Origin of the sequence: Acetobacter sp. AC2005, from assembly GCF_037901235.1 — a bacterium.
Lineage (GTDB): Bacteria > Pseudomonadota > Alphaproteobacteria > Acetobacterales > Acetobacteraceae > Acetobacter > Acetobacter oryzoeni.
Genome location: NZ_CP149625.1, coordinates 1,320,891 through 1,333,338, shown reverse-complemented (window position 1 = coordinate 1,333,338; position 12,448 = coordinate 1,320,891). Strand labels below are relative to the sequence as shown.

At 51.2% G+C, this 12,448-nt stretch carries 8 protein-coding genes and 1 tRNA gene; 1 reads left to right on the top strand and 8 read right to left on the bottom strand.

The features are described 5' to 3' along the window. Positions 1 to 24: 24 nt before the first annotated feature. Both QQM41_RS06505 and cysS read right to left on the bottom strand, forming a co-directional pair. Positions 25 to 795, bottom strand: coding sequence for an RNA methyltransferase (locus tag QQM41_RS06505; RefSeq protein WP_128106141.1), 771 nt, complete (start codon positions 793 to 795; stop codon positions 25 to 27). Next, positions 792 to 2,225, bottom strand: a complete 1,434-nt coding sequence (cysS, locus tag QQM41_RS06500; protein WP_339078077.1) for a cysteine--tRNA ligase — start codon at positions 2,223 to 2,225, stop codon at positions 792 to 794. The genes QQM41_RS06505 and cysS overlap by 4 nt, the downstream gene beginning before the upstream one ends. 72 nt (positions 2,226 to 2,297) lie before the next feature. On the opposite strand from cysS, the gene QQM41_RS06495 reads away from it, so the two are divergent. Continuing rightward, positions 2,298 to 2,372, top strand: a tRNA-Thr gene (locus QQM41_RS06495). Between the two features lie 46 nt (positions 2,373 to 2,418). Here QQM41_RS06495 and QQM41_RS06490 read toward each other — a convergent pair. The 6 genes from QQM41_RS06490 to tsaE form a co-directional block, all read right to left on the bottom strand. Continuing rightward, positions 2,419 to 3,756, bottom strand: a complete 1,338-nt coding sequence (locus tag QQM41_RS06490) for a folylpolyglutamate synthase/dihydrofolate synthase family protein (protein ID WP_339078036.1) — start codon at positions 3,754 to 3,756, stop codon at positions 2,419 to 2,421. Between the two features lie 7 nt (positions 3,757 to 3,763). After that, complete coding sequence (gene accD / locus QQM41_RS06485) at positions 3,764 to 4,669, bottom strand: acetyl-CoA carboxylase, carboxyltransferase subunit beta (protein WP_003623367.1); 906 nt, start codon at positions 4,667 to 4,669, stop codon at positions 3,764 to 3,766. Positions 4,670 to 4,853: 184 nt separating this feature from the next. After that, positions 4,854 to 5,180 (bottom strand): thioredoxin TrxA, encoded by a 327-nt coding sequence (trxA, locus tag QQM41_RS06480; RefSeq protein WP_003623364.1) that lies wholly within the window; start codon positions 5,178 to 5,180, stop codon positions 4,854 to 4,856. 127 nt (positions 5,181 to 5,307) lie between these two features. After that, positions 5,308 to 8,880 (bottom strand): double-strand break repair helicase AddA, encoded by a 3,573-nt coding sequence (gene addA / locus QQM41_RS06475; protein WP_339078035.1) that lies wholly within the window; start codon positions 8,878 to 8,880, stop codon positions 5,308 to 5,310. Continuing rightward, complete coding sequence (gene addB / locus QQM41_RS06470; RefSeq protein ID WP_339078034.1) at positions 8,877 to 11,960, bottom strand: double-strand break repair protein AddB; 3,084 nt, start codon at positions 11,958 to 11,960, stop codon at positions 8,877 to 8,879. Before addB ends, addA begins: the two co-directional genes overlap by 4 nt. After that, on the bottom strand, positions 11,957 to 12,415 hold the full coding sequence (gene tsaE, locus QQM41_RS06465) for a tRNA (adenosine(37)-N6)-threonylcarbamoyltransferase complex ATPase subunit type 1 TsaE (RefSeq protein WP_339078033.1): 459 nt from the start codon (positions 12,413 to 12,415) through the stop codon (positions 11,957 to 11,959). The genes addB and tsaE overlap by 4 nt, the downstream gene beginning before the upstream one ends. Positions 12,416 to 12,448 lie beyond the last annotated feature (33 nt).

The window sequence follows — 12,448 nt, the reverse complement described above, 5'->3', positions numbered from 1 at the left end:
AGATATATTTCCCTTAAAAACTTATCAGTCTTTCCGGCGTGGATGTGCCAGTTCTCGTACAACGCCATGTAGCGTGCGCAGTTCCTGCTCTGTTACTTCACCACGTGTAAAAAAGTGGCGGAGGTTACGCACCATACCGGGGCGCTTCTGCTCATTCCGCAGAAAACCGCAGTCATCCAGCTCACGCTCCAGATGTTGCAGAAAGTTCTCCAACTCCCCTTTGGTCGCCACATGGGTCTCATTCGTCATGAGTTCACGCGGAGGAGTCTGATCCTCTGCCATCCACCATTCATACGCCATGATCATGACGGCCTGCGCCAGATTAAGCGACATGAAAGCCGGGTTGAGCGGATAGCGAATAAGCGCATCTGCTCGGGCCATATCCTCATTATCAAGGCCAGCGCGCTCGGGGCCAAACATCAGGCCCACTTTTAACCCGCGGCCTGTTGCCGCACGCAATTCCGCCGCACCACCTCGGGCCGTTAACACAGGCTTGATGATATGCCGCGGGCGTGGGCATGTTGCGTATACATGGTGCAAGTCTGCCACAGCATCATCTACACTCTCATGCACCGTTGCGGCTTCCAGAATCCGGTCTGCCCCGGAAGAAGCTCGCCATGCGCGTTCTTGCGGCCATCCATCCCGCGGGCTGACAAGCCGCAAATGAAAAAGGCCGCCATTAGCCATGGCGCGCGCTGTAGTGCCAATATTTTCCGCCATTTGTGGGCGCACCAGAATAACAACAGGCGTATTGCCTATTGGCTCCAGAGGGGCGCCCCCATCCCGACCGGTCATGCCCGCCTCCAGCTTGTGCCGTCTTTAGTATCTTCCAGCACAATGCCCTGAGCCTGAAGCTGATCACGCAGTGCGTCTGCCTTTGCAAAATCCCGCGCTTTGCGGGCTGCCAGACGTTCGTTAATCAGGGCTTCAATTGCCGCATCTTCATCAGAGGCATCGCCTTTGAACCACTGTTCGGGGTCACTCTGCAAAAGCCCCAGCATGCCTGCACCCGCTTTAAGGGCACCTGCGGCCTGCCTGTCTCCGGCCAGAGCCTGCGCTGCAAGAGCGTGCAGTTCTGCAATGGCTTTAGGTGTATTCAGATCATCCGCCAGAGCTTGCATCACGCCCTCCGGCACATCTGTTTCTGGCACAGGCCCTGCAGCAAGAGCACGGTAGAACCGATCCAGCGTTTTACGCGCTTCCAGCAAACCGGCCTGCGTATAATTCAGAGTGGAGCGATAGTGCGCCCCCAACAGCAAAAGCCGCAGAGCTTCTGCCGGTGCCTGTGCCAGCACATCCCGAATGGTGAGGAAGTTGCCCAAAGACTTGGACATTTTCTCACCCTCAACCAGCAGCATGGCATTATGCACCCAGTAATTGGCAAACTTGCCATGAGGGAAGCAGCACAAGCTCTGGGCACGTTCGTTTTCATGATGCGGGAACAGAAGGTCTGATCCACCACCATGAATATCAAAGCTATCTCCCAAATAACGATGAGACATAGCAGAACATTCAATATGCCAACCTGGTCGGCCACGGCCCCAAGGGCTATCCCACCCCGGCTGGTCTGCGTCCGATGGTTTCCACAGCACAAAATCACCCGGCGCTTTTTTGTAGGGGGCCACCTCTACACGAGCCCCAGCTTCCAGCTCTTCTGGGTTGCGACCAGAAAGCGCGCCATAGGACGGGAACGAACCGACCGAAAACAGCACGTGGCCTTCGGCCTCATACGCGTGGCCGTTTTCAATCAGCCGCGCAATCATGGCTTGCATTTCACCAATATTATGCGTGGCCCGAGGCTCGATATCCGGTGGCAGCACATTCATGGATGCCAGATCTTGATGAAACTCTTCCGTGGTGCGCTGGGTGAGAGAGCCAATATCCTCCCCATTCGCGCGGGCTCGTGCGGTAATCTTGTCATCAACATCTGTGATGTTCCGCACAAATGTCACGCGCGGATAAACATGCCGCAGCAGGCGCACCAGCACATCTGCCGTGAGCATGGCCCGTAAATTGCCAATATGGGCCAAGTCGTACACTGTTGGTCCACAGTAATAGACTTTTACATGTGCCGGATCGATAGGCGTAAACGGCACCGTGGCACGACTTTGGCTATCGTGCAGGGATAGAACTGGGTGAGGAGGAAGATGAGAGTGCGGCATGCAGCCTAGATGCGCCAGCAGCGGTTTGGATGCAATATCCTGCGCCCCCAAAAAACCTTTCATCAACACAAAAACAGGTCTTGACGAGTGGGGGTGGTTTCAGCTTAATTCTGCCCCTGCGAAATACGCATCAGTGCCCTTATAGCTCAGTGGTAGAGCAACCGCCTTGTAAGCGGTAGGTCGTGGGTTCAAATCCTACTGGGGGCACCACTTTTTCCCACTGAAAAATTTGGCGGTAAATAGCAGGTAGGCGGTTTTACGCGACCACCCATCCATCCTGCTTGAGCGCAACACCAGCCAGATACAAGCTGCCACAAATCAGCACTCTTGCACGCGGTTGTGGATTTTGGGCTACCAATGCATCAAGCGCATCAACCAGCGTTGGCCCTACCTGAGCCTTTCCACCAGAAGCCTCCACAATCGCTTCTACCGGCAATGCCAAATGCTGCTGAGGCTCACAAATAGCCCAAACGCTAGACGCAAACGGCAGCACCGGGTTTAAAAAACCCGTGGCATCCTTGGTCTGCTTCATTCCCACCAGCACGTGCAGGGGCTGATCTTTCCAATGCGCCAGTTCCTGCGCCAGCGCATTGCCAGCACCGGGGTTATGGCCACCATCCAGCCAGAGTTCCCACCCCTCAGGCAAATGAGAGGCTAACTTGCCGTGAAGTTGTTGCATACGTGCAGGCCAGTTCACGCGGCTAATGCCCTGCCATGCCTGTTCTGGCACATACAGGCCGGAAACACGCAATGCTTCTACAGCAAGGCCTACATTTTCAACCTGCCACGGCCCCACCAATGCGGGCTGCGGCAATGTGAGTTCTCCGGCCTTATCTGTAAACGTCAATTCAGCCGCACCCGACTCCGCACCATTCTGCGGAGAAATCGACCATTCAGCCCCACGCCGATAAAGCGGTGCACCCACCTTATCTGCCTGCGCTTGCAAAACCTTCATAACCGCTTCTGGCTGATTGCCTGTTATGGCAGGCACGCCCGGCTTGAAAATACCGGCTTTTTCTGCGGCAATAGCTTCCAGCGTGTCACCCAGAAACGCCTCGTGATCACGCGAGACTGAGGTGACAATACACGCAGCAGGTTTACGCAGCACATTGGTGGCATCGCACCGGCCGCCCAGCCCTACTTCAATAATCACCAAATCAGCCGGGTGACGGGAAAAAAGCAGAAAGCCAGCGGCTGTCAGAACTTCAAATACGGTAATGGGCGCGCCGTCATTCACCCGCTCAATTTCTTCCAGCGTGGCAACCAGTTCCGATTCGCTCACCAATTTACCGGCGATACGGAACCGCTCCGTCACATCCACCAGATGTGGGGATGTCATCACATGCACACGCCAGCCTGCGGCCTCACCAATAGCACGCAGAGTGGCACACGTGCTGCCCTTCCCGTTTGTGCCAGCAACATGGATAACTGGGGGTAGCTTTTCTTCCGGGTGCCCCAACTTTGCCAGCAGTGCTTCCAACCGTCCCAAGGAAAGATCAATAAGTGCCGGATACAGGTTATTCAGCCGTTCCAACACCGCGCCTGTCCGGCCCGTGAATTCTGCTGTGGGGCTGGAAGCTGCTGCTTTTGTCATGAAAGGATTACTCTGCGGCGGCGGGAGCCGGTGCCTGCGGGCGCGGCGGCGGTGCTTTTACATCTGCAGGTGCATGCATCAGCAGCCCGATCACACGGGCCAATGTTGCGGGCACATCCTTACGCTGCACCACCATATCCAGCATACCGTGATCCAGCAGATATTCGGACCGCTGGAAGCCTTCTGGCAGCTTTTCGCGCACCGTATCCTGAATAACACGCGGGCCTGCAAAACCGATCAGCGCATTGGGCTCGGCCATCTGCACATCACCCAACATGGCAAAGGAGGCCGTAACGCCACCTGTGGTTGGGTTGGTAAGCACCACAATATAAGGCAGCCCGGCTTCTTTAAGCATTTCAACCGCTACAGTGGTACGAGGCATCTGCATCAGGCTGATAACGCCTTCCTGCATACGTGCGCCGCCAGAAGCGGTGAAGATAACCAGAGGAGCCTTTTGAAGAATGGCCAAACGTGCTGCGGCCACAAAGCGCTCACCAAACGCAGCCCCCATGGTGCCTGCCATGAATTCAAACGCCATGACGCCAACAACAGCCTGATGGCCGCCAATGGTGCCGTGGGCCACAATCAGCGATTCGTCTAGATGGCTTTTTGCGCGCGCATCCTTAAGACGATCTGTATATTTTTTCTGATCGCGGAACCCTAGCGGATCAACCGGAGCAGAAGGCAGCTCAATACGGGTGAAATCCCCGTTATCAAACGTCCATTTCAGACGGTCCATAACCGGTGCACGCATGTGGTGCCCACAATGGGGGCACACATTCAATGCCTTGTGCAGCTCTTTGGTCAGAATCATCTGGCTGCATGAGTCACAGGTCGTCCACAGATTATCCGGCACATCCCGACGCAGCAGGCCGCGAATTTTGGGACGAACATATTCGGTGATCCAGCTCATTTTGAACCCTGTGACTGCACAATACAAATTGCAGGGACAAATATATGGCCCAGCACGCGTTGCATTACGCTGGCTGAACCTATCTGCCAAGTTTTATGAGAACCTACAGGCCAAATGCCCCTGCGGAAAACAAGCCTGAAGCTTGCAGTTTACCCTTAAACTTCAGGCTACATTGAAGCTCTGATTACAGAGCGCCTTCAACCCATGCCTTCAACTGGCTTTTGGGCAGGGCACCCACTTTTTTATCTACAACCTTACCATCGCGCACCAGCATAAGCGTAGGAATGCTGCGCACCTGATACGCATTGGGTGTTTCTGGGTTATCATCAATATTCACTTTGGCAACGGTTACCTTACCGGCAAATTCCTTGCCAATTTCTTCCAGCGCTGGGCCAATCATCTTGCAAGGGCCGCACCATTCTGCCCAGAAATCTACCAGCACAAGGCCAGACGCCTTGAGAACATCTTTATCAAAGCTGGAATCGCTGACAGCAAGCGTGTGTTCACTCATTTTCTGGTTCCTTAAACTCTCCGGCACGCGCCTGCATGCCGTGAACTGCCTTTACCAATACAGGGTAACAAGCTGAAACGGCTTTCTACCCAACTCTTCCTAACACTTAAGGTTGCGCTTGCTGCGGTCAAGATACAGCCTCAGGCAAAATGCCGGGGGCGTACTTATCCAGCAACGCATCTGGCAGAACATCTGCACGTGGCATTTCTGTCCAGACCAAAACACAGACAACTGGCCGATCGGGCCATATACCTTGCAGAAGGGCACGATAAGCCGCCATCTGCCGGAGGTATAAAACGGGTGTATCCTGCACTCTACGCGGTGCATGGCGGCCGGTTTTAAAATCACACACCAGCACTTTGTTGGGCAGCACACGCAAACGGTCAACCTGCCCCACAATAACCTGCCCGCCGGCCACACCGGCCAAACGCTGCTCTGCCCGTGCAGACGGATCAAACAGCTCTGTCAGTTCCGGCAGGTGCAAAACTGCAATAACCTGTTGTGCAAGTTCGGCAGCTTCATGTGATGACAAACCACTTGCTGGTCGTGCCAACCATTGATGCGCCATGGCGGGTTGCTGCTCTGCCGGACAGGCAGGCAAAAACTGCAGCAAAGAATGCACCAGATTACCACGTCGAAAAGCAGCTTCACGCGCCTTGGCTGGCGTTACGGCAGCAATATCCAGCGGTGAACGAACAGGGGGAAGCGGCCCCAACATGGCATCATCTGGTTTACTTGGTGCCAACGGGCGCGCTAGCGGGCTTTCCGCTTCTGGCAAAATTGGTTTCCACAACGGGGCTGATCCCATCCATTGCGGCAATGTGGTTACTTCCTGAGGGCTCTCAATAGAATCCGACGCAGACTGTTTGGTAACGGTTTGTTCCTGCGGCGCTTCTTCTAATAAAAGCATGGATCCAGACCATTCACCTTCCTGAAAATCTACTTCTGTTGCACCGGCTTTTTCAAAACCAATTCGGCACCTTTCATACCAACTTTCTGCAGGCACATTGCGTCCTGGCTTCCAGCCACAAACAACCAACCGATCTGCCGCACGCGTAAGCGCTACATAAAGCAGGCGATTATATTCCTCTACCACACGGCCACGCATAACCTCTTTGAGATTACGCGTTAAACCCACGGATAAAGCATTACGTGGCACATACAACGGCACATCTATATTGTGTATTTTATCATGCGCCCAAAACAATCTGTCCTCAAACCGAGGAAGACCAACTGTATCTGGCAAAATCACCAGACGTGCCTGCAATCCTTTAGAACCATGCGCTGTCATGATTCTTACAGAATCTCCACCAGATTCTGCTTCGCGCTTTACGGTTTCTTCTGAATGACGCATCCAATGCAGAAAACCCTGCAAAGAAGGAGGATGTTGATCCTGATATCTTATTGCTGCAGAAAGAAGTTCATCAATTGGCTCCGCTGCTTCGGCCCCTAAACGCGCAAGAAAACGTGCGCGTGCCCCACCAGGCCCTAATGCAGCAGAAAGGAACTCATATGGTGTTAAATAATCTACCTGTCGGAACAAACCATTAAGAAAATTCCAAGCCTGTTTCCAATCTGATTGTTCTGCATGACGTTCGCGCAGTGCTGACCACAATGGCTCTCCTTTTTCACGCCCCGTCGCCAAAGCCATCAAGCTATTATCTGAGATATTCCCCAATGGAGATGTGAGTACGCAAGCTAATGTTAAATCATCTTGTGGTAACAGAAGGGCCGCACATAAAGACAACATATCCTGCACAGCCAAATGCTCGGCCAACCCCGTACGCACAAGCGTAACCACAGGAATATTTTGACCTTTTAAAGCACGCACAAGCATACCCACGAATGGGGAGCGACGCGGCACAAGAACCAGAACATCACCTGCTGTTAAAGGTTTTTGTCCTAACACAGGTTTTTGATTTAACTGCCTAGCAATATATCTTGCCAGGGCATCGGCTAACTTCTGGCGTGGGCTCTGGCGTGTTGCATTACCTTGAGCTGGCTCCCATGGGCTAATAGCATCTTCATTCTCTTCAGCCTCAACCAATGGCCATAATTCTACACGCCCTCCCTTTCCAGGGCGGGCTGTAATATGTTCCATAACTTGGCCCGGCTCTTCCACAACGCCTTTGGCTGCCTCTGGATCTGCAAAAACAGCATCAACAAGTTTAAGAACAGGTTCTGTTGATCTAAACGAAACCGTTAATTCAGGTTCACGCCATAGCAAATGGGCATCTTGCACACGTTTTTTGAATCTTTGTCTCCATTCACGAAAGGAATCTGGATCTGCTCCCTGAAATCCGTAAATAGATTGCTTATAATCCCCCACGGCAAAAATGGTCCGCGGCGGTTCATCTTCATCCCGTCTTCCAAGACCGGAAAAAAATTCTTCTGTAAGATCTCCAGCAATACGCCATTGTTCGGGAGAAGTGTCCTGCACTTCATCCAGCAACAAATGATCTATGCCTCCATCCAGCTTATACATGACCCAAGCCGCACCGGGCTCGCGCAAAAGCCCTAATGCACGCTCAATAAGATCATCATACTCAATTTGGCCATGCCTCGCTTTTTGTAATGTGTACAGACTAGAAACAGCAGCAGCCATTTTAAGCAATGCGCTCCCCATCTTAACAAGGTTTCTGGCCCGCAGTTGCTCGTCTACCTTATTAATGCGTTCACCCTCTTTTTGAATATAGAGCGCAATATCAGGGTATTTTTCAGAAAGTTTTTTAGAAATCAAACCAACAGCACGCAACTTTCCATCTTTTGTGAGAAAGCCATTTCGCCACACAAGCCATTGCGCTGCGCGCTCAGATGCAGGCCAGGAAAGCCAATCCAAAAGCGAGAAAGCATTTCTTTTTATCGCTTCAGACCCTTCATTGGAAAGAATCTGAAATCCTTCTTTTAAATTAGCTTCTTCTGGAAAATCAGAACATAATTTCTCAAGAAGTTCAGAGGCACTCCCGTGCAATATATCAGACGATAAACCTAAAATCTGACATAACACAGATTCAGCCTTATGAGGGTCTTGTACAATGAGATTTAATAAAGAGTGTGATCTTTCATCCTTTCTTAAAACCCCAGAAATAAAAATAAAATCACCTAAAGATATCTGACCTGCTAATGGGGAAATCACCCCTTCTTTTTGCTGACCTAAAATAGATTCCACACATGTTTGTAAGGCTAGGGATGCATCTGTTTCTTCCATAACTGTAAAATGCGGGTTCATGGAAGCTTCTAAAGGGAAACGTCGCAACAAAGATTGGCAAAACGCATGGATTGTTCCAATACGCATACCTCCTGGAAGATCAAGAACTTCTGCAAATAACGCCCGCGCACGTCGCCTTGTTTCATCTGTACAGGGCACATACAAACCTGCCAGCTCTTTATCTAACGCTTCATCCGAAAATGTTACCCAACGTCCAAGGCGTGTTTGCAACCGAATAGACATTTCCGCTGCTGCTGCTTTGGTAAAAGTAAGACATAAAATACGAGCTGGTGAACTTCCGGGTTGAATGGAACCATCTTCTGCCAAACGCGGCAGCATCAAGCGCAAAAGACGATCAATCAACAATTTGGTTTTACCGCTTCCCGCAGAAGCTGACACAAAAACAGAAGCTGAGGGATCTGATGCCAAAGCCTGTTGTGCATTGGCCTGAGCGATAGCTTTTTGTAAAGCTTTCTGTGCAGATATGCTCATTCTTCATCCTCCTTACGTGCGGCATTCCACTCGGGCACACGTGCCAGACGTGCATAATCTGCAAAACGTGGTTCCCTGCCAGGATGAGGATGAGAAAGATAAGGCTGATCTGGCTGATCATATGCTGCTATTCGCAATAATAGATTTTCCCAAGTCTGTTCAGCCAGATCTGTAAGACTAAGTGCATCACGTGCCTGCACAACCACTTCTTCTCCTGGCACTGCTCCACCGGTCAGGCGCCAGTATATAAGATTTGATATTTTTCTTGAATGTTCAGGAACTTCCTTAAAACCACCACGAAGAATCATGGCAGATTCAAGCGGAAGCTGTGGGCTCCAACCGGCCAAAACATCTTTAGTTGATGGTAATGTGCCAGTTTTGTAATCCTGCACAATAACATCCCCTTCAGTATTTAATTCTATGCGATCTGCGCGACCAACAATGTCAAACCTGCCGGCAGGTGCATCCATAATACTCACTTGCCCGCGAATTTCTGTAAGAATGGCGCGCGGCGTTCCATACTCGCTACGCCGCTTCTCTTCTGCCTGCACCACCCATTGAGCAATACGCGTTAATCTGGGTGCCCACCATGCACGCAATGCCGGACGCAAAACGTGTTCTTGCAAACTTATATGGAACAAATCACATAATTTCTTTTCCGCATTTTCTGGCCATGTCACGCCATATGTCTTGACCCAACGCTCCAACGCCTTATGCACAATCATACCGTAATCAGATGCATCTGCGGCCTCTTCCAACTCCGGCAAAACTTCAAGTCGCAAAATATGTTTTGCGTAAATGGCGTATGGATCTCTTACCCACGTTTCTATTTCTGTCACGCTCAAACGACGTGGCCGCAACGAAACTGGCGGTACAGGTTGCGGTGGTGCTACAGGCGTTGCCGGGCCTAATGGCTGATCCAGCTTATTCAACCAAAACAAAGCAGGATGATTGGGAATATGGCCATTTCGTCCCGCCAAAAAAGCATTCAGCCGCGTAAGCCATCTAGCAGGTACAACAGGCGCTCCTTCCCGCCTTCGTGCGCTGGAAAGAACAACCGTGCCAGCTGCTGCTGCACTTGCAAAAAAATCATGCGCTGCCTGACCTACAGCCTGTTCTGGCGATGGAAGCCCCATTTTTTTCCGCATGGGTCGGCTCATCCACGGGCCAGCATCTACTACGGGCGGCCAGACACCCTCAGAAAGACCGCCCAAAATAACGGTTTCTGCCGTTTGCAAGCGCGCCTCGAACAAGCCCCAGATCAAAACACGAGGATGTAAAGATTTAGGATCTCCACTCCGGCGCATGGCAACGCGTTCTGGAGCCAGAACCGCCGTTAACAAACCATCTAAAACAACAGGAGGCTGCGGCGGCAAAACCTCTGCTGCCAGCATTAATTCTGTCAACTGGCTGGCAAGCATATTGCCTTCTTCACCACGCCACAAACGCTCTGATGCACTTTCTTCATCAGTAGCAACCAAACGCTCTACTGTTGCAATTAATGCTGCCAGCAAATCTGGCACTGGCGCGCAATGCTGCTCTAAATCCGCGTGAGCGCGTGCTTCTACAGCATCATGCTCCCACCCAAGAACTGGTTCCAAACAAAATGCCAAACGCTCCATAAAAACAGACAATGCAACCGGACCAAATGGCCGATCCGCCGTAATGCCTCTTTCTAGTTTAGCTTTTGCTCTTTCATTAGGGTTGTTTAAAGCATTCTCCACCACTTGGCATAAAGCTGCAAAACCAGGTGGCGGTGCTGGACCGCGCAAAACAGACCGCTCTAAAAGCCGGGCTGTTGCACGACAGACACCAGATGAAAAACCACATGCAACTAAAGGATGTTTTAAAACGCTTAAAAGAGAAACTGGTGAGAACTTACTATCCACCATTTGCGCAACAAGGCGTAATAGAACAGCCGCAGGTGTATCAACCAAAGATGAACCCGCACTATCATCTGCCAGCACACCCCAACGTGCCAGTTCTGTTGCCACACGCGCTGCCAACACACGGTCTGGCGTTACAAGAGCCACCCGATGCGCCGGTTTTTCAATAGCCTCACGCATGATCATACTGATTGCAACAGCTTCTTCCTGCTGATCAGCAGCATCTAATCTGTAAACATTTTCTAACTTAGCATCACCAGGGCATGACCAATCACCCAATGCTTCGGCCGGAAGAAGAACGCGGGCAAGAATAGATGATCGTTCAGATCCACTTCCTACACCTTCCCAAACTTCCACTTTATTTCGTGTGATTTCCAAATTTTTCAGTAAAGAACTCAAACCTGCCTGAGGATGACTGTCTGGCAATGAAACAAAGGTTTCTTCTGCCATCATCATATCCAAACCAGGCAATACAACCTTACCCGCAGGACATTCAAGAACAGCTTGCAACACTTTTACTGTAGGCTGCATAACATGCGTAAACCCAGCCGCCCATATAGGTGTACTATCACCTTGTTGCGCGAGTTTGCGCCATAAATCTGCCTGTGCCTCAAGCAATGCAACTTGTCTGGCCACAGGGTTCATAACCCCGTTTTCCTTCAGCCATTCTGGCCATGCTTGTGTTACAATTTCTAGAAATCTTAAAATGATTTGCCAATGTTCCGCAAAATTCTCTTGCACAGCTTCGGGCAAGCGTGCCGCCAAATTGACGCCCGACCACTCCGCTTCATCCATCAGCTCTGCTAAAGCTTTTGCCAGAGGCCATGCCTGATCCAACGTTGGCCGTGTGCCAAATGCTTTATCTGCCTGCAAAACCAACCGAGCCAGTACAGCCAACCTGGTCATACCAGCAACTGCAGGGGGCAAATCCAAAGCCAGTTCGCCACCCATACCAGCAGACAACCCTAATTCTGCTTCATCCAACGCACCAATCGGTACTATCCGCGGCAACAATACACTCTGACCATCCATATAGCGTAAAAAGGCTTCTGTTAACGCGCGCGCGGCACGCCTGCCGGGCAATACAATAATGCCCTCACCTATTGCTTCTACGTCATGGTTTGCAGCTTTGATCCAACGGAAAGCCAGTTGATCAAGAAAAGGAAGATGGGCGGGAATTGTTGCGAGTTTCATACGTCTGTTCCAACGCCAGCAAGATCTGCCTCTTTCAATCGATCTTCCCATCCGGCCAATCTGGCTTGGCGCTGTCCATCAGCAAGAACACGTATTTCAAGCTTCAAAGCATCTTCGGGCAATAGATCTTCCAATTTTTGCGGCCATTCAACAAGCACCACGCCTTCTCGTGCTTCATCCCATCCGAGTTCTTCCAGTTCGTCAGGACCACCTAGGCGCCATAAATCAAAATGCGATACAACGCAGGAAGGAGCTTCGTACGATTGCACTAAAGTGTAAGTTGGACTCGGGACCTCCAAATGAGGGGCACGACAAAACGCACGCAAAAAAGCTCGCGCAAAAAGGCTCTTTCCAGCCCCAAGCGGACCAGAAAGCAAAATGGCATCTCCTACTTGCGCATATTCTGCCAGTTTTATGGCCAACCTTATTGTTGCGTCTTCGTCTCGCAGAATCATCTCTCTGGCCATTTTAGCTTTCTCCATCCTTCA

Bases quoted from the DNA above. Each gene is read 5' to 3' on its own strand.
- addA (WP_339078035.1), bottom strand. From the start codon at position 8,880: ATGAGCATATCTGCACAGAAAGCTTTACAAAAAGCTATCGCTCAGGCC.
- QQM41_RS06490 (WP_339078036.1), bottom strand. From the start codon at position 3,756: ATGACAAAAGCAGCAGCTTCCAGCCCCACAGCAGAATTCACGGGCCGG.
- cysS (WP_339078077.1), bottom strand. From the start codon at position 2,225: ATGAAAGGTTTTTTGGGGGCGCAGGATATTGCATCCAAACCGCTGCTG.
- accD (WP_003623367.1), bottom strand. From the start codon at position 4,669: ATGAGCTGGATCACCGAATATGTTCGTCCCAAAATTCGCGGCCTGCTG.
- trxA (WP_003623364.1), bottom strand. From the start codon at position 5,180: ATGAGTGAACACACGCTTGCTGTCAGCGATTCCAGCTTTGATAAAGAT.
- tsaE (WP_339078033.1), bottom strand. From the start codon at position 12,415: ATGATTCTGCGAGACGAAGACGCAACAATAAGGTTGGCCATAAAACTG.
- QQM41_RS06505 (WP_128106141.1), bottom strand. From the start codon at position 795: ATGACCGGTCGGGATGGGGGCGCCCCTCTGGAGCCAATAGGCAATACG.
- addB (WP_339078034.1), bottom strand. From the start codon at position 11,960: ATGAAACTCGCAACAATTCCCGCCCATCTTCCTTTTCTTGATCAACTG.